Source organism: Pseudomethylobacillus aquaticus (genome assembly GCF_003730115.1).
GTDB classification, from domain to species: Bacteria; Pseudomonadota; Gammaproteobacteria; order Burkholderiales; family Methylophilaceae; genus Pseudomethylobacillus; species Pseudomethylobacillus aquaticus.
Map to the genome: position 1 here is coordinate 85,284 of NZ_RJVP01000002.1, position 25,482 is coordinate 110,765.

At 60.2% G+C, this 25,482-nt stretch carries 22 protein-coding genes and 1 tRNA gene; 10 read left to right on the plus strand and 13 right to left on the minus strand.

The genetic code is table 11. The features are described from left to right. Nucleotides 1-58 precede the first annotated feature (58 nt). The 4 genes from ED236_RS04070 to aas form a co-directional block, all read right to left on the minus strand. The gene (locus tag ED236_RS04070) at nucleotides 59-835 is read right to left on the minus strand and encodes a DODA-type extradiol aromatic ring-opening family dioxygenase (protein WP_123237098.1); all 777 of its coding nucleotides are present in this window, start codon (nucleotides 833-835) and stop codon (nucleotides 59-61) included. Between the two features lie 249 nt (nucleotides 836-1,084). Further along, nucleotides 1,085-1,156, minus strand: coding sequence for a pyrroloquinoline quinone precursor peptide PqqA (pqqA, locus tag ED236_RS12720; protein WP_081987173.1), 72 nt, complete (start codon nucleotides 1,154-1,156; stop codon nucleotides 1,085-1,087). Between the two features lie 149 nt (nucleotides 1,157-1,305). Further along, nucleotides 1,306-2,538 carry a lysophospholipid transporter LplT gene (gene lplT, locus ED236_RS04080; RefSeq protein ID WP_123236698.1) on the minus strand — a complete coding sequence of 411 codons (1,233 nt, stop codon included), beginning with the start codon at nucleotides 2,536-2,538 and terminating at the stop codon, nucleotides 1,306-1,308. A 57-nt stretch (nucleotides 2,539-2,595) separates the two neighbouring features. Then, nucleotides 2,596-4,746, minus strand: a complete 2,151-nt coding sequence (gene aas, locus ED236_RS04085) for a bifunctional acyl-ACP--phospholipid O-acyltransferase/long-chain-fatty-acid--ACP ligase (protein ID WP_123236699.1) — start codon at nucleotides 4,744-4,746, stop codon at nucleotides 2,596-2,598. Between the two features lie 326 nt (nucleotides 4,747-5,072). Between aas and ahpC the strand changes: the two genes are divergently transcribed. Continuing rightward, a complete protein-coding gene (ahpC, locus tag ED236_RS04090; RefSeq protein ID WP_123236700.1) occupies nucleotides 5,073-5,639 on the plus strand; it encodes an alkyl hydroperoxide reductase subunit C in 567 nt (188 codons plus the stop codon). Between the two features lie 265 nt (nucleotides 5,640-5,904). Beyond that, a complete protein-coding gene (gene ahpF, locus ED236_RS04095) occupies nucleotides 5,905-7,443 on the plus strand; it encodes an alkyl hydroperoxide reductase subunit F (RefSeq protein WP_123236701.1) in 1,539 nt (512 codons plus the stop codon). Between the two features lie 96 nt (nucleotides 7,444-7,539). Here ahpF and ED236_RS04100 read toward each other — a convergent pair whose 3' ends face one another. Both ED236_RS04100 and ED236_RS04105 read right to left on the minus strand, forming a co-directional pair. Next, nucleotides 7,540-8,874, minus strand: coding sequence for a sensor histidine kinase (locus ED236_RS04100; protein ID WP_123236702.1), 1,335 nt, complete (start codon nucleotides 8,872-8,874; stop codon nucleotides 7,540-7,542). Nucleotides 8,875-8,876: 2 nt separating this feature from the next. Beyond that, entirely contained in the window at nucleotides 8,877-9,554 is a 678-nt protein-coding gene (locus ED236_RS04105) for a response regulator (protein WP_338053155.1), read from the minus strand. Between the two features lie 224 nt (nucleotides 9,555-9,778). On the opposite strand from ED236_RS04105, the gene ED236_RS04110 reads away from it, so the two are divergent. From ED236_RS04110 to ED236_RS04135, 6 genes are all read left to right on the plus strand, one after another. Continuing rightward, nucleotides 9,779-10,222, plus strand: a complete 444-nt coding sequence (locus ED236_RS04110) for a hypothetical protein (RefSeq protein WP_123236704.1) — start codon at nucleotides 9,779-9,781, stop codon at nucleotides 10,220-10,222. Between the two features lie 48 nt (nucleotides 10,223-10,270). Further along, nucleotides 10,271-10,780 carry a Spy/CpxP family protein refolding chaperone gene (locus tag ED236_RS04115; RefSeq protein ID WP_162299577.1) on the plus strand — a complete coding sequence of 170 codons (510 nt, stop codon included), beginning with the start codon at nucleotides 10,271-10,273 and terminating at the stop codon, nucleotides 10,778-10,780. 125 nt (nucleotides 10,781-10,905) lie between these two features. Then, entirely contained in the window at nucleotides 10,906-12,246 is a 1,341-nt protein-coding gene (locus ED236_RS04120; protein WP_123236706.1) for an MdtA/MuxA family multidrug efflux RND transporter periplasmic adaptor subunit, read from the plus strand. Further along, entirely contained in the window at nucleotides 12,243-15,329 is a 3,087-nt protein-coding gene (locus ED236_RS04125) for an MdtB/MuxB family multidrug efflux RND transporter permease subunit (RefSeq protein ID WP_123236707.1), read from the plus strand. The genes ED236_RS04120 and ED236_RS04125 overlap by 4 nt, the downstream gene beginning before the upstream one ends. A 7-nt stretch (nucleotides 15,330-15,336) precedes the next feature. Beyond that, on the plus strand, nucleotides 15,337-18,432 hold the full coding sequence (locus tag ED236_RS04130; protein WP_275669203.1) for a multidrug efflux RND transporter permease subunit: 3,096 nt from the start codon (nucleotides 15,337-15,339) through the stop codon (nucleotides 18,430-18,432). A gap of 8 nt (nucleotides 18,433-18,440) precedes the next feature. Next, on the plus strand, nucleotides 18,441-19,883 hold the full coding sequence (locus tag ED236_RS04135) for an efflux transporter outer membrane subunit (RefSeq protein WP_205125635.1): 1,443 nt from the start codon (nucleotides 18,441-18,443) through the stop codon (nucleotides 19,881-19,883). A 49-nt stretch (nucleotides 19,884-19,932) separates the two neighbouring features. Here ED236_RS04135 and ED236_RS04140 read toward each other — a convergent pair whose 3' ends face one another. Continuing rightward, nucleotides 19,933-20,205, minus strand: coding sequence for an HU family DNA-binding protein (locus tag ED236_RS04140; RefSeq protein WP_123236710.1), 273 nt, complete (start codon nucleotides 20,203-20,205; stop codon nucleotides 19,933-19,935). 311 nt (nucleotides 20,206-20,516) lie between these two features. Between ED236_RS04140 and ED236_RS04145 the strand changes: the two genes are divergently transcribed. Together ED236_RS04145 and ED236_RS04150 are read left to right on the plus strand one after the other, a co-directional pair. Then, nucleotides 20,517-20,741: an antitoxin MazE family protein gene (locus ED236_RS04145; RefSeq protein ID WP_123236711.1), complete on the plus strand. Its 225-nt coding sequence runs from the start codon at nucleotides 20,517-20,519 to the stop codon at nucleotides 20,739-20,741. After that, entirely contained in the window at nucleotides 20,741-21,064 is a 324-nt protein-coding gene (locus ED236_RS04150) for a type II toxin-antitoxin system PemK/MazF family toxin (RefSeq protein WP_123236712.1), read from the plus strand. Before ED236_RS04145 ends, ED236_RS04150 begins: the two co-directional genes overlap by 1 nt. Before the next feature lie 174 nt (nucleotides 21,065-21,238). Here the strand turns inward: ED236_RS04150 and ED236_RS04155 are convergent. The 6 genes from ED236_RS04155 to ED236_RS04180 all read right to left on the minus strand — a co-directional run bounded on the left by ED236_RS04155 (nucleotide 21,239) and on the right by ED236_RS04180 (nucleotide 25,481). Then, a tRNA-Thr gene (locus ED236_RS04155) sits at nucleotides 21,239-21,314 on the minus strand. Nucleotides 21,315-21,379: 65 nt separating this feature from the next. Next, the gene (gene clsB, locus ED236_RS04160) at nucleotides 21,380-22,537 is read right to left on the minus strand and encodes a cardiolipin synthase ClsB (protein ID WP_123236713.1); all 1,158 of its coding nucleotides are present in this window, start codon (nucleotides 22,535-22,537) and stop codon (nucleotides 21,380-21,382) included. A 16-nt stretch (nucleotides 22,538-22,553) separates the two neighbouring features. Then, on the minus strand, nucleotides 22,554-23,654 hold the full coding sequence (gene nadA, locus ED236_RS04165; protein WP_420820416.1) for a quinolinate synthase NadA: 1,101 nt from the start codon (nucleotides 23,652-23,654) through the stop codon (nucleotides 22,554-22,556). A gap of 26 nt (nucleotides 23,655-23,680) precedes the next feature. After that, the gene (nudB, locus tag ED236_RS04170) at nucleotides 23,681-24,130 is read right to left on the minus strand and encodes a dihydroneopterin triphosphate diphosphatase (RefSeq protein WP_123236714.1); all 450 of its coding nucleotides are present in this window, start codon (nucleotides 24,128-24,130) and stop codon (nucleotides 23,681-23,683) included. After that, nucleotides 24,130-24,657: an adenine phosphoribosyltransferase gene (locus ED236_RS04175; protein WP_123236715.1), complete on the minus strand. Its 528-nt coding sequence runs from the start codon at nucleotides 24,655-24,657 to the stop codon at nucleotides 24,130-24,132. The genes nudB and ED236_RS04175 overlap by 1 nt, the downstream gene beginning before the upstream one ends. Nucleotides 24,658-24,680: 23 nt before the next feature. Then, entirely contained in the window at nucleotides 24,681-25,481 is an 801-nt protein-coding gene (locus tag ED236_RS04180) for a hypothetical protein (RefSeq protein ID WP_123236716.1), read from the minus strand. Nucleotide 25,482: the final 1 nt, after the last annotated feature.

Here is a 25,482-nt window from a genome sequence, read left to right on the forward strand (position 1 = left end):
GTTCAGGTCCCGGCTTCTTACCTTCGCCGGTCATTTCTGACAGCGCATATAGCACGCGCTAGTGCGCTGCATCCCACAGGTAGATATCCATGGCCAGCAGGCCGTAGGTGGTTTCCGGCTGTATGCGTCGCGGCACACCCTGCCCGCTGCCCAGGCCCACAAACAGCGGTAACAGATGGTCGTCTTGCGGATGCGCACGTACCCCTTGCGGGCAACGCTGACGGTAATCCAGCAGGCTGGTCATGTCTTGTTCCGCGATCTTCCCCGCCATCCAGTCACTGAACAAAGGCACATAGTCGAGCGCCGCCTGATCGCGGCTGCCGCCCGAAAAGTCGCGCAGATTATGGGTGATGGCGCCAGAACACAGGATCAGCACCTTGTCGGCATGCAGTGCACGCAGCCCTTGCCCCAGGGCATAGTGGGCTGCAGGACCGGCCTGCCCCTGCATGGAAAGCTGGGTGACCGGGATGTCGGCCTCCGGGTACATCATCATCAGCGGCACCCAGGCACCATGATCCAGACCGCGGCTGGCATCCAGCGCCACGGCAATATCCGCTTGCTGTAACAACCCTGCCACCTTACTGGCTAGTGCAGGGGCGCCCGGCGCAGGGTATTGCAAAGCGTACAGTGGCTTGGGGAAACCGTAAAAATCGTGGATGGTCTCTGGCGTGACGGCCAGCGAAACTTGTGGCTGAGCGGTATCCCAGTGCGCGGAGATCACCAGAATGGCAGCAGGCCGCTCCAGTTCACCGGCCAGTGCTGCCAGTGCCTGGCCGGTTTTGCCGGGTTCCAGCGCCAGTGTGGGCGCACCGTGAGAAACGAATAAAGTGGTCATGGCGACCATTGTAAAGAAAAGACCTAAAGAAAAGACCTAAAGAAAAGGCGTGCTACAACGCCAACCCCATGCTGCCGGGATCAGGCGGTCATCATTCAGGCGGGTGTGTGCTGATGCACGCCGCCGCATGAAGATTTAAAGTACCGACCATCTGATCGGGTGGCCGGGGTGAGGGATCGGGGAATTAAAACGGGAGTCTACAAACGAAAACGGGAGCCTAAGCTCCCGTTGCATGACGATGCGATCGAATTAACGATTGCAAACGTACATGGTGACTTCAAAACCGAAACGCATTTCGGTAGCAGCTGGCTTGGTCCACATGATGAATCTCCTTAGTTTTAGATTTCGTCCCGCATTTGCGAATCGCAACTGCATTACGTGAGTAGTACTTTACTGCCAGCCGGATTTAATCACGTGCCTAAACTCATGAATGGCTACTCATGATTTTCATTAGATTGCGGGCGCACTCGCTAAGCGTTTCTGCCCGCGGCGCGCCATCTTGCAAACGATAATACGCTGATGGCGACCAGCACCAGTGCCCCCACAGCCACGGTCGAGGTGCTGATGCTGGCCCCCTGTTTGTGCATCAGCGTGTACATGCCCAGCATGCCCAGCATGCAGAAGTTCTCGCACAGGTTCTGTACGGCGATGGCATGCCCGGCGCCCACGCTTTCATGACCGCGTTCCTGCAGCAGCGCATTCAGTGGCACCACATAAAAGCCGCCACAGGCACCCGTGATGATGAGGAGGGTGATGGCCAGTGACAGCTGGTCTACCAGCGAAAACGCCATGATCAGGCCGCCGATCAGCAAGCCGGCAGGCAAGGCGCGGTTCACCGTGGCCAGCGTCACATAGCGCGCCGCCGCCGCAGCGCCAACCGCGATGCCGATGGCGACCACACCACTCAGGTTGGCGGCCGTGCTCAGTGCCTGCGCACTATCGGTGATCAGCAAGGTGGCCGGTACCCAGGCCACCAGCAGGAAGCGCAAGGTGCTGCCTGCTGCCCAAAAGATGCTGGTGCCCAGCAGCGAGAAACGCGCATCCGCATTGCCGAACAGCGTGCGTAGCGCGATCAGAAAGTCCTTGAGCAGCGCTTTGAGTGACAACTGGTGCAGCGGATGCGCCGCTGGCAGGCGCGGGATCAGCAGATTGATCAGCGCCGCCAGCAGGTAGCAGGTAGTGATGGCCATCAGCGCGCCTTGCACCGATTGCCCGGCCAGCCAGCCGCCCAGCACGGCGCCCAGCAGGATAGCGACGATGGTGGAGCCTTCCATCATGCTGTTGGCCTTGACCAGTTTGTCGGTGCTGACCAGCTCGCACAGGATGCCGTACTTGGCGGGTGAGTAGGCCGCTGCCCCCAGCCCCACCATGGCATAGGCAAGCAATGGGTTAAGCCCGCACAGCATGCCCGCCGCACCGATGAATTTCATGCTGTTGGCGAGCATCATCACGCGGCCTTTGGGCAGGCTGTCAGCGAACGGTCCGACGAAGGGTGCCAGCAGGATGAAGGCCAGCACAAAGAACTCCTGCAGCAGCGGTAACTGCCAGGCAGGTGCGGCCTGCGACCGCAGCAAGGCGATGGCAGCGAACAGCAGGGCGTTGTCGGCCAGTGCCGACAGGAACTGGGCGATCAGCACGGCCAGCATGCCGCGTGTCAGCAGTGGTCTTGCATCCTCCTGCCCGGGTATCAAACTGGCTTGCATGCAGGCTTCCTTTTCAATCGCGCTATGTCTCTGAAGGGTGTTTGCGGTGACACGGCGTCACTGCTGTGATTCTGCCAGCAATTTGAGCGCGACATAATCGAGCTTGCCGGTGCCTAACAAGGGCAACTCCTTGACCACGATGATGCGGCGTGCCACCGCGATCTCCGGGCTGCCCAGCTGGCGCGCTGTGGTTTGTAAAGCCTCGCGTGTGAGCTGGGCATCCGTGGTGAACAGCAGGATGGTCTCGCCGCGCTGCACATCAGGCTGGGTGCTGGCGGCATGCTGGTGCTCGGGTGAGGCATGCACGGCGATCTGTTCCACCACTTCCAGCGACACCATCTCCCCGGCGATCTTGGCAAAACGTTTGACCCGTCCCAGGATATGCACATAGCCTTCGGTATCGACCTCCACGATGTCGCCGGTGTTGTACCAGCCTGCACGTTCAGTGTGACCGTCCAATATGGCAGCCGTGGGATGCAGGCGCGCCGGGTGATCATGGAAGTAATAACCCAGCATCACGTTGGGGCCATGCACATGCAGCAGTCCACCGCGTGAGATGCCGGGCACCGTCAGCAGCTGATACTGCATGCCGGGCATCAAGCGCCCTACGCTGCCAGCGCGCTGCGCCATCGGTGTGTTCACCGCCAGCACCGGCGCACACTCGGTAGCGCCATAGCCTTCCAGGATGCGGATGCCGAACTTGTCCATCCATTGTTGTTTGACGCTATCGGCCAGCTTTTCTGCACCCGCCACCACATAGCGCAGGCGGTTGAAATCATAGGGGTGCGCGAACTTGCCATAGTGAGCGAGGAAGGTGCTGGTGCCGAACAGCACCGTGCAGTTGCGGTCGTAGATGACCTCCGGGATCACGCGGTAATGCAGCGGCGAGGGGTAGAGCATCAATCCGGCCCCCGACAGCACTGGCAGGATAGCCCCGGCCGTGAAGCCGAAGGCATGGAACAGCGGCAGTGCCATGAAAAACTTGTCGTGTGGCGAGAACTCGATCACGGCGCGTATCTGGGTCACGTTGCTGAGGATGTTGCGATGCGACAGCACCACGCCTTTGGGCTTGCCTTCCGAGCCGGAGGTGAACAGCACCACAGCGGGCGCATCGGCGCTGGTGGGGATGCTGACCTGCTGCGGCCGCCACAGCGCGTAACCCAGCAACCAGAGCTTGTCTGGCAGCGTGAAGCGCGCACGCAGGTCTTCCAGATACACCAGTTGCACATCCGGGATGGCCGCCACCATCTCGGTCAGCTTGGCGGCTTCCAGGAACTGGCGCGAGGTGAGGATGACGCGGATACCGGCCGTGACGCAGGCACTGTGCATGCCTTGCGCACCCGCCGTGTAGTTGAGCATGGCAGGCACACGCTGTACGGCGCTCATGCCGTAGATCAGGCACACCGTGCTGTTGAGGTTGGGCATCAGCACACCCAGCGTGTCGCCGGGCTGACTGATCTTGCTGACCAGACGCGCCAGTGCCAGCGATTTTTTCAGCAGGCTGCCATAGCTGTCGCGGGTCTGGCGTATGTCTTCCATGACCTGGCGGCGGCGGCCATGCAGACGGATGATTTGCAGCAAGGCACTGAACAGGGTGTGCTCGCTGTGCCCCGTGGCCAGCATGCGCTGCATCAGTTGCTGCATGGCGTCGCCCGCCAGCTTGCGGCGCAGTTTGGAGTTGGCTGCTTCCGGCATGGCGATCTGTTCTTGCGCTTGTATGTACAGCGAGATCTTGGGAAACACCGGTCTGGGGAAGGCGCGATCGAGGCGGCCATAGATGGAACAGGCGGCGCCCTCGACGCGCACCGGCACGATCTGCGCGCCGGTCTTGGCCGCGATGAAACCCGGCCCTTCGTACACTTTCATCAGGCTGCCAGTGGTGCTGATGCGGCCTTCGGGGAAGATCACCACCGCTTCCCCGCTGTCCACCAGCTTGAGGATCTTCTTCATGCCCAGCGCACTGGTCTGGTCCACGGCAAGGTAGGGCACGTAACGGAATATCTGCCGGAACAGCCAGTTATCCAGTACCGTGGTATGGATGACGAAGGTGGCGCGGAACGGCAGGAACAGGCCGATCAGCAAGCCGTCCAGATAGGATTGATGATTGGCGATGACCAGCACCTTGCCTTGATGCGGCAGATGCTGCTTGCCATGCACCTCTATCCTGAACAGCAGGCGGCACAAGCCGCGCAACAGGGTCCTTATCATGCGTCCTCCTCGCAACCTTGGTTTTTTATCTTGAATTAATCGAGTGTTGCTCAATATAACCTAGCACGCACTTCAAGGCGGGCCCGTTGTGTCTTGCAGAGCGGAATTGCGTTGTTCAGCCAACTTTTTTGCTGAGGGCCAGTCAACTGAGCGGTACATTGCAGCATGCCGACGCGTCATCCATGTGTTTATTCATGCTTGAACATCGGCACACTGACATCACATTGTAAAAATCTATCAATACGATATTTACATTCAATTTCACTAAAGACATGCCCCGGCATACAATCGCTGTTCATTTTTAACCAACCACGGAGTATCTGACTATGAGTTCTTTGATCAACACCCAAGTGGCCCCTTTCAGTGCCAATGCCTTCCACAATGGCAAGTTCATCACCGTGAGCGACGCAGACCTGCGTGGCAAGTGGTCTGTGGTGATCTTCATGCCAGCCGCGTTCACCTTCAACTGCCCTACCGAAGTCGAAGATGCCGCTGACAACTATGCCGAATTCCAGAAGGCCGGTGCCGAAGTGTACATCGTCACCACCGATACCCAGTTCTCGCACAAGGTCTGGCACGAAACCTCCCCAGCCGTGGGCAAGGCCAAGTTCCCGCTGGTCGGCGACCCGACCCATCAGCTGACTCGTGCTTTCCACGTGCACATTGAAGAAGAAGGCCTGGCACTGCGCGGTACCTTCATCATCAATCCGGACGGCGTGATCAAGACCGCAGAAATCCACGACAACGCCATCGCGCGTGACGTGCACGAAACCCTGCGCAAGCTGAAGGCCGCGCAATATGTGGCCAACAACCCAGGTCAAGTGTGCCCAGCCAAGTGGAAGGAAGGCGAAAAGACGCTGACCCCATCCCTGGATCTGGTCGGCAAGATCTAAGGCGGCTGACGCCTGTCTGATGAAAGACAGTAGCGATATGTAGTCACGAGACGCCCCTGCTGCGGCAGGGCGTCGAGTACAGGGCATAGGCGTATCAGTCCATGTCCTGCCCTCGACGCGATCCCCCTGTACGATTTTTGAACATCGGCCTGCACCCGGAGTGCAAGGCGCAGGGTGTTTGCACGCTGAATTTATGCTTTAAACACTTGCTTGAAACACTAGCCTGAAACACCAGGGTGCTTGCACCCAGTCACTGGAGAACACCATGCTCGACGATACCCTCAAGACCCAGTTGCAGACTTATTTAGGCATGCTGCGCCAGCCGATCCGCCTGATCGCTACGCTGGACAACAGCGCCAATGCCACCGAAATGCGCGGCCTGCTGGAGCAGATCGCCAGCCTGTCCGACAAGGTCAGCTTTGATGCCAGCGGTGAGGATGCGCGCAAGCCATCGTTCGTGATCGCCCGCGAAGGCGAGACGGAGGGCGTACGCTTTGCCGCCATCCCCATGGGACACGAATTCACTTCGCTGGTGCTGGCCCTGCTGTGGACCGGCGGCCATCCGCCCAAGGTGGAGCCCGAGGTGATCGAGCAGATCAAGGCGCTGGACGGCGATTTCAGCTTCGAGGTGTACATGAGCCTGTCCTGCCACAACTGCCCGGACGTGGTGCAGGCCACGGCCTTGATGGCCATCCTCAACCCCAAGGTGAAAACCACCGTCATCGACGGTGCGCTGTTCCAGGACGAGGTCAATGGTCGCAACATCATGGCCGTGCCGACCACCTACCTGAACGGCGAACCATTCGGTTCCGGTCGGATGACGGTGGAAGAGTTCCTCGCCAAGCTGGACACCGGTGCGGTGGCACGTGAAGCCGCCAAGCTGGACAAGAAAGCACCATTCGACGTGCTCATCGTCGGTGGTGGCCCGGCGGGTGCATCAGCGGCGATCTACGCGGCCCGTAAAGGCATACGCACCGGCATCGTGGCCGAGCGTTTTGGCGGTCAGGTGATGGACACGCTGGGCATCGAGAACTTCGTCTCGGTCAAGGAAACCGAAGGCCCCAAGCTGGTGGCCGCGCTGGAAGAACACGTGCGCAGTTATGATGTGGACATCATCAACCTGCAGCGTGCGGAATCGCTCAAGCGTGACGAACTGATCGAGATCAAGCTGGAAAGCGGCGCCACGCTCAAGAGCAAGACGGTGATCATCGCCACCGGTGCACGCTGGAAAGAACTCAACGTGCCGGGTGAGCGCGAGTACCGCGGCAAAGGCGTGGCCTACTGCCCACACTGCGACGGCCCCTTGTTCAAGGGCAAGAACGTGGCCGTGATCGGCGGTGGCAACTCCGGCGTGGAAGCCGCTATCGACCTGGCCGGTATCGTCGGCCACGTCACCCTGATCGAGTACGACACCAAGCTGCGTGCGGATGCCGTGCTGCAGAACAAGCTGTTCAGCCTGCCCAACGTGACCGTGGTGATCAACGCGCAGACCACCGAGGTGACAGGTGCAGACAAGGTCAACGGCCTGATCTACAAGGACCGCGCCACCGGCCTCGATCACAAGCTGGAACTGGAAGGCGTGTTCGTGCAGATCGGCTTGCTGCCCAACACCGACTGGCTCAAGGGCACGGTGGAGCTTAGCAAGTTCGGCGAGATCAAGGTCGACTCACATGGCCAGACCTCGCTGCCCGGCGTGTTCGCTGCCGGTGACGTGACCACGGTGCCTTACAAGCAGATCATCATCGCCATGGGTGAAGGCTCCAAGGCCTCGCTGGGGGCGTTCGATTATCTGATCCGGCAGTAGCTGGGCCAGCAGCATAGGCGATAAAAAAGGAGGCTCAGGCCTCCTTTTTTATTGCGCTGCTTTAATATTGCGCTGGGTTGATGAACCGGCTACTGCTCAGCTGCTTGCCTGAGCGGCGCTATCGAATACCATCTCCACCAGCAGCCCGCCTTCGGCGCGGTTGCTCAGCAGGATGCGTCCCTGGTGGCGCAGCACGGCACGCTTGGCGATGGCCAGGCCCAGCCCGAAGCCACCACCCTGACTGGTGCTGGCGCGGTAGAAGGGTTCAAACACCGCCTCCAGCTCGCTTTCGGCCAGCCCGGGTCCGTGGTCGCGCACGGTGACATGCACGCCGCTTTCATCCTGATACAGGCGCACCAGTACAGTCTGCCCGGCCGGGTTGTATTTGAGTGCGTTGCGGATCACGTTCTCGAACGCGCGGTGCAGCAGCTCGTAGCTGCCCGGCATGTAGACATCGCGCGTGGCTTGCAGCACCACTTCGCTGCCCACCGCCTGCGCTTCGAAATTGACGTCGTGCACGATGTCGGCCAGCAGTTCGTTCAGGCAGATGCGCTCGTTGGAATCTGCCAGCAAACCGGCATCCAGTCTGGCCAGTGTGAGGATCTGGCCCAGCAGGTCGTCCAGGCGCTCGGTTTCGCGTTCGATGCGTTCCAGCGCCGTGGCGAGTTTTTCCGGTTGCTGCTGGGCGAGGCCAGCCGCCAGCCGCATGCGCGCTACCGGCGAGCGCAGTTCATGCGAGACATCATGCAGCAGCTGTTTCTGCGAATCGACCAGGGTCTGCAGGCGCGTGGCCATGAAGTCGAAGTCACGCCCCAGATCTGCCAGCTCGTCGTTACGTCTGCCCATATTGTCACTGACGCGGGCATTGAGGTCGCCGTCGGCCAGCTTGCGGCTGGCATGCTGCAGATGCCGGATAGGCCGCGTCATGTAGCCTGCGAACAGGGCACTGAAGATCAGGCTGGCGATGAAGGCGATCAGCATCTGCATCTCGGGCGGTGGCAGCCTGTTCTTGAGCGGGCCGCCCGGACGTTTGTGATGCGCCGGGACGAACACGATGTATTCCGCACCGCTCACGTCCTGCGTTTTGCGCAGGCTGGGTGAAGGCTGGTTGGTGGCCAGCGACACGCGTGCCTGCTGCAGCGCCTTGGGCGGCACCGGTCTATGATAGATATCCACCCCTTGCGCGTTGACCACCAGCACGTCGATCGGCCGCGCGCTGGGCCATTGCCGGAACTGTGCATCCAGTGCGGCTTTGCCGCCGAACTGGATCGCGTTGGCGGCCATGGTGACCAGAAATTCAGAGCGCCGGTCGGTGGAGAACTCCTCGTCCGAGTTGACGCGCTCGAAATAGACCGCGATACCCACGGCCGCGCCCGTGATCACCAGCGTCAGCCAGAAGCCGATGAACATCTTCCAGAACAGTCTGCCCATGCTTATTCTCCCGGGATGAGCTGGTAACCCACCCCGCGCACGGTCTGGATGGGCGAACGGCCATCGTCCAGCAGGCCCAGTTTGGCGCGCAGATTGCTGATGTGCACATCGATGCTGCGGTCATAGCGGCTCTCGGCGCGGCCCAGGGCCTGTTCGAACAGGTCTGCCTTGCTGACCACGCGGCCTGCATTGCGGATCAGCACTTCCAGCAGGCTGTATTCGCTGCTGGTGATGTCCAGTGCCTGACCGCGCCATGCGATCATGCGTTCTGCCGGGTGGATGATAATGTTGCCGACCAGCAGGGTCTCGCCTGCCGGCTGGTTGCGCTGACCGGTGCGGCGCTGGATGGCACGCAGACGGGCCACCAGTTCACGCGGGTTGAAGGGCTTGGCCAGGTAGTCGTCCGCGCCCAGTTCCAGACCGATGATGCGGTCGATCTCGTCACCTTTGGCGGTGAGCATGATGACCGGGATCTGGCTGCTGGCACGGATCAGACGCAGGGTGTCGAAGCCGTTGATGCGGGGCATCATCACGTCCAGGATCACCAGGTCAGCCTGACCTGCCAGCGCCAGCTTGGCGCCCTCTTCCCCATCGTGCACGGTCTGTATGCCGATGTCTTCGGCGGACAAGTATTCGCGCACCATCTGACATAGTTCGATGTCGTCATCGATCATCAACACATTTAGCAATTGCGACTCCTTTCGCACAGCAGCTCCACCAGAACGGTAACAGACGCAGTGCATTCTGCCCCTGTCCGTAGTGCCTGTGCTGGCGCTTTACATACTTTTACCTAGTTTTACACCAGCGTAACCCAAGCATACAAACATTTAGTGGAATATGGCCCTCATAGCACCGGGCAACAAAATCCGGGCCGCCCACCCATCGCAATTGAGGAGTATGCATCATGAAGATTAGCAAGCTTATCGCTTCAAGTCTGACCGCTGTCGGTCTGGTGCTCGCGATCTCTGGCCCGGCTTATGCCGACCGTGACGACCGCGGTCATCGTGGTGGTCATGGCTATGAGAATCATGGACAGCAGCACCGTGGTGGTGACCGTGGCCGTGATGACCGTCGTCACGATTACCGTGGCAACGACCATCGCCGTCATGACTACAGTCGCCATGACTATGGCCGTCACGATCACTACCGTGGCAACTACTATTCCACTGGCCATCATTATGGTGGCCGCGGCGTACCGCACTACACCTATCGTCATGATCTGCCACGCCGCCATGGTGGTTACTGGCACCACGGCTGGCATGCCGGTCGCAACGGCAGCTGGTGGATCGTGGGCAACAACTGGCAGTTCTATGCACCTCCGGTTTCCATCATCTACCGGGCTTACTAAGCCGACTTGATGCCGTTATTTCTTGATCCATTGAAAAGGAACATCACCATGCAATCCAATCGTAAGCATCTCATGCTGGCAGGCGTTCTCGCTGCCGTTCTATCCACCCTGAGCATCAGCAGCTTTGCCGGTTCAGGTGAAAACTGTCATGGTCCGGCGCGTGGTGAACACGCCAGCCACCGTGGCCATGGCCCGGACGGCAAGGGTCCGCAGGGCGCGTTCTGGCAGCACAAGATGGACAAACTGAAGATGACGCCCGAGCAACAGGCGCAGGCCAAGCAGATCTTTGAAAAGCAGCGCGCCGCACAGGAAAAGAACCGTGAGGCCATGCGCGAGACACAGCAGGCTTTGTATGCCGCTTCGCGTACCAAGGATTTTGACCGTAGCCGTGTCGAACAGCTTGCTAACGACCAGGCCAGGCTGCGTGCCCAGATGACGGTTGCGCGCGCCGAGGCCATGCATCAGTTCTTTGCCGTGCTGACTGAAGAGCAGAAACAGCAGATGCAACAGTGGCGTGAAAAGCGCAAACCAGTAGACAAGGCGCCTACGGCTAGCTGAGCCTCTGCCGTGGCACTTAACTGAGGAAACTCACTCCACCTCACCGGGTCTTCAGGTAATGTATCGCATTACCTGAAGCCTTTTTACCCTACTGCTTTTTCTGTCACGCGACCCAGAGAATAATCATGACGGCCAGTCCCGCCCCTCGTTCCTCCTCCTTCATTCGTAGTGTGCTGCCATGGTTGTTTGTGTTGGCGTTGCTGGCAGTGGCTGCCTGGTGGTTCTGGCCTGTGGCGTCTGATGATCAGGCCGCTGACCAGGCTGCACAGCAGACGGCCACGGACAAACCGGGGCCGCCTGGCAAGCCCGGCAAATTCGGTAAAAAGGGCGGCCGTGGTGGCGACCAGATGTCCACCGTGGGGGTGGCAGAAGTGAAGCAGCAGGACATCCCGCAATACCTGAACGCCATCGGCACCGTGACGCCGATCAGCAATGTCATCGTCAAGCCGCGCGTGGACGGCCAGCTGATCCGTGTGCTGTTCAAGGAAGGCCAATATGTGAACAAGGGCGATTTGCTGGCCGAGATCGATGCGCGTCCCTATCAGGTGCAATTGACGCAGGCAGAAGGCCAGATGGCGCGTGACCGCGCCTTGCTCAAGAACGCCGAACTGGATCTGCAGCGCTATCAGACCCTGCTGGCGCAGGACTCGCTGGCCAAGCAACAGCTGGATACGCAAGAGTCGCTGGTGCGCCAGTATCAGGGTGCCATCCAGACCGACCAGGGCGTGATCGATAACGCCAAACTGCAGCTCAGTTTCACGCGCATCACCGCGCCAGTGAGCGGTCGCATCGGTCTGCGTCTGGTGGATGCCGGCAATATGGTGAGCAGTGCGGATGCCACCGGCCTGCTCACTATCGCGCAGATCAAACCCATCAATGTGGTGTTCTCGCTGCCGCAGGATGATCTGCCTGCGGTGCTGGGCCCGCTGCGCAAGGGTGAGCGCCTGCCGGTCAGTGCCTACGCACGTGACCAGAAGACCCTTCTGGCCGAAGGCGTGCTGAGCAGCCTGGATAACCAGGTCGATACCACCACCGGCACCGTCAAGCTCAAAGGGGAATTCAGCAACGCAGACGAAGCCTTGTTCCCCAGCCAGTTCGTCAATGTGCGACTGCTTACCTCCACGCTGAAGCAAGTACTGACGGTGCCCAACAATGCAATACTGCGTGGTGCACAGGGCGATTATGTGTATGTGGTCAAGGCTGACCGTACCGTGACCGTGAAGCCGGTGCAGGTGTTGACTGTTGAAGGTGACATCACCGCCGTACGTGGTGAATTGCAGCCTGGCCAGCAGGTGGTCACCGACGGTGCTGACAAACTGCGTGAAGGTGCGGAAGTGGCGCTGGCCAAGCCTGTGGTGTTATCCGACAAGGCGGACAAGCCTAGTGGCAGACGAGCTGATCCTTCATCTGCCAAACCAGCATCTGCCAAACCAGCATCTGCCAAACCAGCCCGCACTGCGCCATGAATCCGTCACGCATCTTCATCCTGAGGCCGATCGCGACCTCTCTGCTGATGCTGGCGATCCTCATCGTCGGCCTGCTCGCCTACCGCCTGCTGCCCCTGTCTGCCCTGCCCGAGGTGGATTACCCCAACATCCAGGTGGTGACGCTGTATCCGGGCGCCAGTCCGGAGGTCACGGCGGCCTCCATCACTGGCCCGCTGGAACGGCAGTTCGGGCAGATGCCGGGGCTGGTGCAAATGTCGTCCAGCAGTTCGGGCGGTGCCTCGGTGATCACCCTGCAGTTCAGCCTGGAACGCACGCTGGATTCAGCCCAGCAGGAAGTGCAGGCGGCCATCAATGCCGCCGCCAGCCTGCTGCCGCAGGACTTGCCCACGCCGCCCATCTACAGCAAGGTGAATCCGGCGGATACGCCCATCATCACGCTGGCCATCACTTCGGACACCCTGCCGCTGCCCAGCTTGCAGGACCTGACCGATACACGTCTGGCGCAGAAGATCTCGCAATTGTCCGGGGTGGGCCTGGTGTCGCTGAGTGGCGGTCAGCGCCCCGCGGTACGCATCCAGGTGGATCCGGGCGCACTGGCTGCGCAAGGCCTGAATATCGACGATGTGCGCACCGCCGTTACTAGCGGCAATGTGAATCAGGCCAAGGGCAGTTTCGACGGCCCGTCACGGGCGTCCACCATCGATGCCAACGACCAGCTGCGTAGCCCGGAAGATTACCGTAAGTTAGTGCTTGCTTACCGCAACGGTGCGGCAGTCAAGCTAGGCGATGTGGCCACGCTGGTGGACGGCGCCGAGAACAGCAAGCTGGCCGCCTGGGCCAATGGCAAGCCGGCCATCCTGCTCAATGTGCAGCGCCAGCCTGGCGCCAATGTGATCAAGGTGGTGGACAGCATCCGTGCGCTGCTGCCGGAGCTGCAGGCCAATCTGCCCGCCGACATGCGCGTGGAGGTGTTGAGTGACCGCACCGTGAACATCCGCGCCGCCCTGCACGATGTGCAGTTCGAGCTGGTGCTGGCGGTGACACTGGTGGTGCTGGTGATCTTCCTGTTCCTGCGCAACCTGCGCGCCACCATCATCCCGGCGGTGGCCGTGCCGCTGTCGCTGATCGGCACCTTTGCCGTGATGTATGTGGCGGGTTTCAGTATCAACAACCTGACTTTGATGGCCTTGACCATCGCCGCCGGTTTTGTGGTGGATGACGCCATCGTCATGATAGAGAACATCGCGCGCTATCTGGAGCGCGGCGAGAGTGCCATGCAGGCCGCGCTCAAAGGCGCCAGCCAGATCGGCTTCACCATCATCTCGCTGACGCTGTCGCTGATCGCCGTGCTCATCCCCTTGCTGTTCATGGGCGATGTGGTCGGCCGCCTGTTCCGCGAGTTCGCGATCACGCTGGCGGTGGCCATCCTGATCTCGGCCGTGGTCTCACTCACGCTCACGCCTATGATGTGCGCGCGCTTGTTGCGGCATATCCCGGAGCAGGAGCGCAGCCGCTTCGATGTGGTGGTCGGCAAGGGCTTCGACCGCCTGGCCGCGGCCTATGGGCGTGCGCTGCAATGGGTGCTGGCACGTCAGCCCATGGTGCTGGTGGTGGCGGTGGCGACGCTGGCACTCACTGTGGTGCTGTATGTGATGATCCCCAAGGGCTTTTTCCCGGTGCAGGACACCGGCCTGCTGCAAGGCATCACCGAAGCGCCGCAAACGGTTTCCTTCACCGCCATGGCCGAGCGTCAGCAACGCCTGGCCGAGGTGATGGGGGACGACCCGGACGTGGCCAGCGTCACCTCCTTCATCGGGGTGGACGGCATCAACGCCACACTGAATAGTGGTCGCTTGCTCATCAACCTGAAGCCACATGCGGAGCGGGATGCCTCGGCGGACACTATCCTGGCGCGTCTGCAGCAGCGTGCCGCAGAAGTGAACGGCATCCATGTCTATCTGCAGCCGGTGCAGGACCTCACCATCGAGGACAAGGTCAGCCGTAACCAGTACCAATACACGCTGAGCAACCCGGACCAGCAGCAGCTCAACATCTGGGTACCGCGCTTGCAGCAGGCACTGACCGGGTTGCCGCAGATCGCCGAAGTCAGCAGTGACTTGCAGCAGAAAGGCCTGCAGGCCTATGTGGATATAGACAGACAGGCGGCGGGACGCCTGGGCATCAGCGTGGCAGACATCAACAATGCGCTGTACAGCGCCTATGGCCAGCGCATGATCTCCACCATCTTCACGCAGTCCAACCAATACCGCGTGATCCTGGAAGTGCGTCCTGACTTGCAGCAAAGTCCGCAGGCGCTGTCCAACCTTTACCTCACCACCGCAGAAGGCGCGCAAGTGCCGTTGACGGCGGTGGCCAGCGTGCGCGAACAGCAAGCCGCGCTGCTGGTGAGCCGGCTGGGCCAGTTCCCGGTGAGTACGCTGTCGTTCAATCTGGCAGAAGGCTATTCACTGGGCGATGCGGTGCAGGCCATCGAGCAGGCGCAGGCCGAGCTTGGCCTGCCGGACAGCATGCAGACCAGTTTCCAGGGCGCTGCCCAGGCGTTCCGGGCTGCATTGGGCAATCAGCTGTGGTTGATCCTGGCGGCCATCATCACCGTCTACATCCTGCTGGGTGTGCTGTATGAAAGCTTCATCCATCCGGTGACCATCCTGTCGACGCTGCCCAGTGCCGGGGTGGGAGCCTTGCTGGCCCTGATGCTGAGCGGCAGCGACCTCGGTGTGGTGGCCATCATCGGCATCATCCTGCTGATCGGCATCGTCAAGAAGAACGCCATCATGATGATAGACTTTGCGCTGGACGCGCAGCGTAACGAGGGCAAGTCCCCCGAGGAGGCCATCTACCAGGCCTGCCTGCTGCGCTTGCGCCCTATCCTGATGACCACCATGGCGGCCATGCTGGGCGCGCTGCCGCTGGTGATCGCGGGCGGTGTGGGCTCGGAGCTGCGTCAGCCGCTGGGTATCGCGCTGGTGGGTGGTTTGCTGGTGAGTCAGGTGCTGACACTGTTCACCACCCCGGTGATCTATCTGGCTTTTGACCGCACGGCACAGCGCCTGCGGCAGTGGACTGCCAGGGCGGCCTGATATGTCCATGATGGCATTATTCGTACGGCGGCCGGTGGCCACCACTTTGTTGACGCTGGGTATCGTGCTGGCCGGTTTTGTGGGCTTGCGTCAGTTGCCGGTGGCCCCTTTGCCGCAAGTGGAGTATCCGAACATCTCGGTGAGTGCCAGCCTGCCTGGCGCCAGCCCGGAGATCATGGCCAGCAGCGTGGCCACGCCGCTGGAGCGCGCGCTAGGACGTATCGCCGGGGTCACCGAGATCACTTCCAGCAGCTCGCTGGGCTCGGTGCGTATCAATCTGGAATTTGACCTGGACCGTGACATCGACGGGGCCGCCCGCGATGTGCAGGCGGCCATCAATGCGGCACGCAGCACCCTGCCCACCGGCCTGCCGTCCAACCCCACCTACCGCAAGGTGAACCCGGCTTCTGCGCCCATCATGATCCTGGCGCTGACCTCGAATACCATGCGGCGTGGCGAGCTGTATGACTACGCATCCACCATCCTGGCGCAGAAGATCGCGCAGGTGCGCGGCATCGGTGAAGTCAGCGTGGGTGGCAGCTCCTTGCCGGCGGTACGTGTGGATATAGACCCGCGTGCGCTCAACAAGTACGACCTGGACCTCGACGAGGTGCGTAACGCCATCGCCAGCAACAACGTCAACCGTCCCAAGGGCGCACTGGCGGGCAGCGAGCAGCAATGGCAGATCGCCGCCAACGACCAGCTGGATAGTGCCGAGGATTTCCTGCCCATGATCATCCGCTACCGCAATGCGGCGGCAGTGCGTCTGGGGGACGTGGCCGAGGTCACGGATTCGGTGCAGGACGTGCGCAACGCGGGCCTGTCCGACGGCAAACCGGCCGTGCTGCTGTTGGTGCGTGCACAGCCGGGTGGCAACATCATCGAGGCGGTAGACCGGGTCAAGGAGCTGATGCCGGTGCTGCGTGCCAGTGTGCCGGCCGCCATCGATATCGCGCTGGTGCAGGACCGCACCGTGGGCATACGCGCGTCCATCTATGTGGTGACGCATACCTTGTTCATCGCCATCGCGCTGGTGATCCTGGTGGTGTTCATCTTTCTGCGTGACTGGCGCGCCACCATGATCCCCGCCATTGCGGTGCCGGTGTCGCTGATCGGCACCTTTGCCGCCATGTACCTGTGCGGTTACAGCCTGAACACCTTGTCGCTGATGGCGCTCACCATCGCCACCGGTTTTGTGGTGGACGATGCCATCGTGGTGGTGGAGAACGTCACGCGCCAGCTGGAGGCCGGGGCTAGCCGCATGCAGGCGGCCTTGCAGGGCGCGCGGGAAGTGAGTTTTACCGTGCTGGCGATGAGTCTGTCGCTGGTGGCGGTATTCATCCCCATTCTGTTCATGGGCGGCATCGTCGGGCGTTTCTTCCGCGAATTCGCGGTGACGCTGTCGGTGGCTATTCTGGTGTCGCTGGTGGTGTCGCTGACGCTGGTGCCCATGCTGTGCGCGCGCTGGCTGCGCGACAAGCCGGTACAGCCGGGACGGGTCAGTCTGGCGTTCGAGCGTGCCTTCACGCGTATGCAGAACGGCTATGCGCGCACCCTGCACTGGGCCTTGCGTTTTCGCGCCCTGATGCTGGTGCTGTTGCTGGCCACCATCAGCCTCAATGTGTATTTGTATGTGGTCATCCCCAAGGGCTTCTTCCCGCAACAGGACATTGGCCGTATCGCGGGTTCCATCCAGGCCGACCAGCAGATCTCGTTCCAGTCCATGCAGGACAAGCTCACCCATTTTATGGACATCGTGCGCCGTGACCCGGCGGTGGAAAGTGTGGTCGGCTTCACCGGCGGTGGCCGCCGCAACAGTGGCGTGATGTTCCTGGCCCTGAAGCCGGTGGCGGAGCGCGATGTGAGCACCGACGAGGTCATCAACCGCCTGCGTGAACAGCTCAAGGGGGAGCCGGGTGCCCAGTTGTTCCTGCAATCGGTACAGGACATCCGTATCGGCGGGCGTCAGGGCAATGCGCAATACCAGTACACCCTGCAAAGTGACAACCTCAAGGACCTGCGTGACTGGGCGCCGCAGATCCGCAAGGCACTGAGTCAGCTGCCCGAGCTGCAGGACGTGAATACCGACGAGGAAGATCGCGGCCTGCAAACCTCGCTGGTGATAGACCGCGACACGGCCGCCCGGCTGGGCATCAGCATGGCGCAGATCAACAGCGCGCTCAATAACGCCTTCGGCCAGCGCCTGGTGTCCGTGATCTATAACCCGCTCAACCAGTACCGCGTGGTGATGGAGCTGGCACCCGAGTTCAGTGCCGATGCGCGCGCCCTGCACTATATCTATGTGCGCGCCGCCGATGGTACCCAGGTGCCGCTGTCCTCGTTCAGTCGCTACGAACTGACGCGCACCGCACTGGAGGTCAATCATCAGGCCCAGTTCGCGGCCACTACGGTGACTTTCAACCTTACCGATGGCATCTCGCTGGGGGAAGCCACCGAGCTGATACGCGACACCTTTGTGAGTATCGGTGTGCCAGCTTCGGTACAGGGCGCATTTGCGGGCACGGCCAAGGTGTTCCAGCAGTCGCTCAAAAGTCAGCCCTGGCTGATCCTGGCGACCTTGCTGGCCGTGTATATCGTGCTGGGCATCCTGTATGAGAGCCTGCTGCACCCGCTGACCATCCTGTCCACCTTGCCCAGTGCCGGGGTCGGCGCGCTGCTGGCCTTGCTGGCCATGGGGCAGGATCTGAACCTGATCGGCATCATAGGCGTGATCCTGCTGATCGGCATCGTCAAGAAGAACGCCATCATGATGATCGATTTTGCGCTGATGGCGGAGCGTGAGCAGGGCTTGTCCGCGCAGGATGCCATTTTCAAGGCCTGCCAGATGCGCCTGCGCCCTATCCTGATGACCACCATGGCCGCCCTGCTGGGTGCGGTGCCGCTGGCGGTGGGGATAGGCGAAGGTGCCGAGCTGCGCCAGCCGCTAGGCATCGCCATTGTTGGCGGCCTGATGGTGAGTCAGCTGCTTACTTTGTATACCACGCCTGTGGTCTACCTCTATATGGACGCGGCACAGCGCCGCTGGTGGAAGCGCGGCAGTGCAAGCCAGCCGCGATTGGCGACAACACTGGGACAAGGATGAGACACACGATGAAAACACCGATCTGGCTATTGCTGTTCAGCCTGGCAGGCTGCACGGTAGGCCCGGATTACATCAAACCCGAGGTGGACACCCCGGCGGCGTTCAAGCAGGCCGACGGTACGCAATGGAAGCAGGCTGAACCGCAGGATCATGTGCAGCGCGGCCCCTGGTGGCAGGTGTTCAATGATGAACTGTTGAACCAGCTGGTGCCGCAAGTGGAAGTGTCCAACCAGACCTTGCGCGCCGCACTGGCCCGTTACCAACAGGCGGTCGCCGGTACACGTGCCGCACGTGCCGACCTGTTCCCCACCATAGGCAGTACGCTGTCACGTACCCGCAGCCAGTCTTCGCAGCTGGGTAACCGCACCTTCAACGGTAACCGGCTCAACACCAACAATACCTTGTCGGCCAACCTGAGCTGGGAGGCGGATATCTGGGGCCGCATCAGCCGCACCGTGGAAGCCAACCGTGCCGGTACCGACGCCAGTGCCAGCGATGTATCCGCCGCCCTGCTGAGTGCCCAGGCCGAGCTGGTGCAGAACTACTTTGCCTTGCGGCTGGCGGACAGCCAGCGTCTGGTGCTGGAAGACAGCATCGCGACCTATGAAAAATCCCTGCAGCAGACGCGTAATCGCTATGCAGCGGGCGTGGCCAGCAAGGCCGATGTGGTACAGGCCGAAACCCAGCTCAATGCCACGCGCGCCCAGGCGCTGGATACCGGCATCCAGCGTGCCCAGCTAGAGAACGCCATCGCCGTGCTGACCGGCAAACCGCCGTCCAGCCTGAGCATTCCTGTGACCAGGCTCACCGAACAGTTACCGCTGGTGCCTGTGGGCCTGCCCTCGCAACTGCTGGAACGCCGCCCGGACGTGGCTGCGGCGGAGCGGCGCGTCGCAGCGGCCAACGCGCAGATCGGCGTGGCCAAGGCAGCCTTCTTCCCTACCGTCAATCTCTCTGTGAATGGTGGCTTTCAGAGTACCAGTTCGGCCAACCTGATCGATATCGCCAACCGCTTCTGGTCGGTCGGGCCTGCGCTGGCGTTGACCCTGTTCGATGCGGGCCGACGTCGTGCCTTGAGCGATCAGGCGATCGCCGCCTATGACGAGCAAGTAGCCAACTACCGCCAGACCACGCTGACCGCGTTCCAGGAGGTGGAAGACAACCTGGCGGCCTTGAATGTGTTGCAGCAGGAGATCGTATTGCAGACGCAAGCCTTGCAGGCTGCACGGCAATCGCTGGAGATCAGCACCAACCAGTATCAGGCCGGGCTGATCAGTTATCTCGATGTGGTGACGGTGGCGAACATCGCGCTCAACAATGAACGCACCCTGCTGACGCTGCGCGGGCAACAGTTTGCCGCGACGGTACAGCTCATGCGCGCACTGGGCGGCGGTTGGGAGCCGGGCACGGCCTTGCCGCACATGCAGGAAAGCGCGCGCCAGAAAGAATAAACGCCAGACTGGCTGGCGTTTATGCGACGACGTTAAGGACAGAACCAATTTAGTTCAGTGCGTCCTTGAGTGCCTTGCCTGGACGGAATGCAGGGGCCTTGCGGGCAGCGATCTGCAGTTCAGCGCCAGTTTGTGGGTTGCGACCAGTGCGGGCTGCGCGCTCGGATACTGCAAAAGTACCGAAGCCGATCAGGGTTACACTGTCGCCCTTCTTCAGAGCGCTGGTGATGCTGTCAGTAAAAGCATCGATTACCTTGGCAGCAGCGGCTTTGCTGATATCGGCACTGGCGGCGATTTGCTCGATCAATTCTTGCTTGTTCATAGGAAAGATCACTCTTAAAAAAGTTGGCGGAACACTATCTTAACCCAGTCATCAGGAATTGCTACTAGCTGAACACAGATTTTGTGCTGATTTACGGGGCTTTGTGGGGAAAATGGTGGCGGGAATCATCCGCCAGTGCTGGTCTATACAAGTGCCAGCACGTTTAACCGGCCTTCTGGCTGCCGCTATAAAATGGCGGCGCCATCATGGATCGCCTGAGTCTGTCCTCTATGGGGATAGCAGCCCAAGTGTGTCGCATGTAACGGAGTCAGGGCCTGTTATGTTGCATGTAACTTGATAGGGGATTCCCAATGGGCACCAGACACGTTAACGCGAGAGTACAAAAGCACCGTAACGCACTGCGTGTGGCGGGATTGCGGCCAGTGCAAATCTGGGTACCTGATACACGCAGCCCGGACTTTGCTGAGGAATGCCGCCGTCAATGTCGCCTTGTTGCAGAGGCAGAAGTTGCAGATAGTGATTTGCAGGCGTTCATGGAAAAGGCGGTAGCCGATGTGGACGGCTGGACGGAGTGATGCGTGGCGACCTGGTGACCATTGCCATGCAGGGTGATTTTGGGAAACCGTACCCAGCGCTGATAATTCAAGCAGACCAGTTCAGCACACATGGCTCTGTCACCGTGTTACCCATAAGCAGCTTGCTGGTACCAGCGCCCTTGCTGCGGATCAATGTTCAGCCCAGCGCTGAAAATGGCTTGCAGAAGCCATCACAAGTCATGGTAGACAAGGCGATAACGGTTAAGCGGGACAAAATCGGGCCAGTGTTCGGCCACCTGGACGCGAATACAACACTGGAAGTTGAGCGATGCTTAGCCGTGTTTTTGGGGATCGCAAAGTAAAATCAACGTTACGGTCGCTACAGCATCTGCATAGCTTGAGGGCCAGTGATACCAGCGTGTTCAGATGCGACAAATGCTTCCACTTCGGAGATCGGATTTTGCCACCGTTACTGTGCCAAAGCGGCCCGGATAATGACCAGTTGAATATAAACGACTGTTTTATATTGGATGTTGTGGTGCCGGAGATAGGAATCGAACCTACGACCTTCGCATTACGAATGCGCTGCTCTACCAACTGAGCTACACCGGCACTTTGACTGAACGTTTTGGGGCAGACCGCGATTATACGGTTTCGCGCGGGCGGCGGCAAACCACTTAATGCTTGTTGCTGTGGCCCAGCATGCCCAGAATCACACGTACCATACCGAATACCAGCCAGGACACCACGCGCTTGCCCCAGCGCTCGCGTTCCCAGTCATCCGCATGCACCTGCTGGCCGCCGTCACGGATGGAGCGTTCGATATCGCTGCGCAGTTGCTGGCTGAAATCCGCGTCCAGCACCATCACATTGGCTTCACGCGCCAGCAGCAGGCTGAACGGGTCGATGTTGGAGGAGCCCACTGTGGCCCAACGCCCGTCGATCACCGCCACTTTGCTGTGCATGAAGCTCTTGTGGTATTCATGGATGACGATGCCTTCCCGCAGAAACTGGCGGTAGAAGGCATGCGTCGCCAGCATCAGCCAGTATTCCATGCGCCCCTGCAGCAACAGCCTGACCTTGACGCCACGTCTGGCGGCGGACACCAGCGCGCGGCGGAAGCGTCGTCCCGGTACGAAATAGGCGTTGGCGATGAGGATCTCTTCGCGCGCATTGCCGATGGCTTTGAGGTAAGCGCGCTCGATGGCGCGCCGGTTCAGCAGATTGTCGCGCACCACGAAAGCCGCCCGCAACTGCCCTGGCGGCGGGTTGTCAAGTAACGCCAGCGGTACGCGGCTGCTGTGCGTGCGCTGCAGATTGGCCCAGGAGATACGCTGCCACAGGCGCACGCAACTGGTGTGGATGTCCTTGACCAGCGGACCCTGCAAGCGCAGTGCGTAATCCACACGCGGCGGCATGCCGTTAGGTACGTTCAAATCGTCGATGATGTTGATGCCGCCCACGAAGGCGGTGGTGCCGTCGATGACGCTGACCTTGCGGTGCAGACGGCGCAGACGGTTGCGTTGCAAGGTCCACGGCGAGATCTGCGGGCGGTAGAAGGTCACTTCGATGCCTTCGGCACGCATGCCGTCCAGCACGGTACGGGTCAGCTTGCGGCTGCCATAGCCGTCTAGCAGCACATGCACCGACACGCCGCGCTGCGCTGCGGCCTGCAGTGCTGCCGCTACGCGCAGACCGGTGTCGTCGGCCTCGAAGATAAAGGTCTGTAGATGCACTTCGTAGCGCGCGCTGGCGATGGCATCCAGCAAGGCGGGAAAGTATTCCTCGCCATTGCGCAGCAGCGTGATCTGGTTATTGGCGACGAAGCGGGTCATGCCCTGCTGCGCAGACCTAGGACGCGTCCAGCATGCGTTGCAGCGTCAGGCGGGCCAACTCGGCTTCGTGTTCCGGGACCTTGATCTGGTTCACCACCTTGCCCTCGGCCAGGTTCTCCAGCGTCCAGGCCAGGTGTTGCGGGTCGATGCGCGCCATGGTCGAGCATTCGCAGATCACATGCGACATGAACTGCACGTGTTTGCCCTGCGGCTTCATCTGGTCGGCCAGACGGTTGACCAGATTCAGCTCGGTGCCCACCAGCCATTTACTGCCCGCGGGTGCATCGGAGACGGTCTTGAGGATGTATTCGGTGGAGCCCACATAATCCGAATTCAGGCACACCTCGAACGGCGACTCCGGGTGCGAGATCACAAAGCCATCCGGATGCTCGGCGCGGAAGCGCGTGATGTTCTGCTCGCGGAACATCTGGTGCACGGCGCAGTGGCCCTTCCACAGCAGGATCTTGGCATTGCGGATCTGTTCTTCGGTGAGGCCGCCCATGGGCAGGTCCGGGTCCCACACGGGCATCTGTTCCAGCGGGATGCCCATCTTGTAACCGCTCCAGCGGCCCAGGTTCTGGTCCGGGAAGAACAGCACTTTTTCGCGCTGTGCGAATGCCCATTCGATGATCTTGGGGGCATTGGTGGAGGTGCAGACGATGCCGCCATGCTCGCCGCAGAAGGCTTTCAGATCGGCAGCCGAGTTGATGTAGGTGACCGGGGTGATGGTCGCGTCGAAATCCAGCACCTTGGCCAGCTCGCGGCGCGAACGTTCCACTTTGGCGAGGTTGGCCATGTCCGCCATGGAACAGCCCGCTGACAGATCGGGCAGGATGGCGATCTGCTCGGGGCGCGACAGGATATCGGCCACTTCGGCCATGAAATGCACGCCCAGGAACACGATGAACTCGGCATCGGTGTCGGCGGCAAAGCGCGACAGTTTCAGCGAATCGCCGGTGTAATCGGCATGGCGGTAGACGCTTTCCTGCTGGTAATGGTGGCCGAGGATGACCAGGCGTTTGCCCAGCTTGGCCTTGGCCGCCAGGATGCGCGCTTGCAGCTCCTCTTCCTGAGTGGCCAGGTAGCGCTCGAATTTGATCGGCTCAGCCTTGATCATGGCGGCGGTTTCCATCGTGTTCAGTCCTATAAGGTTAGTCCGTAGCGCAGGCCCAGGCGGCGTAGCGCATCGACATTGGTCCATGAGAACACCTGTGCAGCGGCGGTGCGCCAGTCCACCCAGGTGTACTGCAGATGTTCATCCGGCGCCAGCCTGACCGGCAGCGCGGCGGATAATTCCAGCCCGAACAGATGTTCGGTGTTTTCAGTGACGCCAGGCGCATAACGGTGGCGCCAGTGCGGGTAGATCTCGTAGACGTTGGACGCCTGCATGTCGTAGAAGTTGTGATCCAGCGCCTGCAGGCCGGTCTCTTCCTGCACTTCGCGTATGGCGGCCTGCGCAGGTGTTTCGCCATCTTCCAGGCTGCCGGTCACCGATTGCCAGAAGCCGGGTTTGTCGGCACGTTCCAGCAGCAGCACTTGCAGATCGGAGGTGTGGATCAGCACCAGCGCCGAGATCGGAGTTTTATAACGCACTAATCGCCTTCGTATTCACACAGCGCGAACAGCGGGATGTCCGCAGTTTCCAACCGTTTGCGGCCACCCAGGCTGACCAGGTCGATGACACAGGCACATTCCACCAGCGTCCCGCCCAGCTTGCTGATCAGCGTCGCTGCAGCGAGGGCGGTGCCGCCGGTCGCGACCAGGTCGTCCACCAGCAGCACGCGTTCGCCCGGCGTGATGGCATCGGTGTGGATCTCCACCCGGTCGCTACCGTATTCCAGCTGGTAATCATGGCCCAGCGTCTCGGCAGGCAGCTTGCCCTGCTTGCGCACCGGCACGAAACCCACGCCCAGCTGATAGGCCAGTGGCGCACCCACCATGAAACCACGCGATTCTATGCCCACCACCTTGTCTATGCGCTGATCCGCATAGCGCTTGACCAGCGCATCCACCGTCACCTTGAGACCCAGCGGGTCTTTCAGCAGCGTGGTGATGTCACGAAACTGCACGCCCGGCTTGGGGTAATGCGGGATGGTGCGTATGAGAGACTTGATAGTCATTGGTAGCTTAAGTCTTGAACACTTTACCTAAACCATCTAATTATTTGCTCTCGAAAACCTTGTGAAACTTGTGTGGCTAGAAAATCGTTTAACCTACTTGGGTCGGGTTCATGTCTAGTAGGCTCAACTATTTCATCCCATGTTGCATAATCTTTAGGGTCACCAACTTGTATTACACCAATACCAAATTTTTTTGCTTCAGAAGATAACTCCTCAATTTGCACTTCTAGCAGATTCAGCTTGTTTGAAGGTACATGAATAATTACATAAGCCCTCGTAGCCGCTCGCCTATGGGCAAGTGCTTCATATACAGCAGTTACGTCTATTGAATCAGAGGGCTTGACCTCAAAAGTAATAATTTCAAAATGCTTTCCGGGAACATATGGATAAGTTTTGTAGCTCGCAACCGTGATATCTGGTCTAGTCCACTTACCACCAGTGTTCCTTGCACCCTGCTTTCCGGTAATTTCCCCAACTAATGAATCAAGTTGATAATCTTTTGCCCACTGATCTTTAATCACATTATGGAGTGGTTCGTATAAATCCAGTTCAGCAATTCTGTCAGCATTTGACGCTGCCTCTTCATCCAAGGGGGCGCCTTCAACCAATTGGCTCACTTTAGTAACACTTCCACCCTTTCCCTTTGCTTTTGATAATTTGCCTTCCTCTATCAGTTTATTTCTGACAAACCAATAGACGTCATCTTTCAGCTTCAATTTTTTTTGTAATGACACATTTCCAATAGCTCCAACATCAGGAATCTGACGCAGCATTTCCTCTCTATAATTCTTGAGTTGCTCGTCGGACATATTGTCGATAGTCATA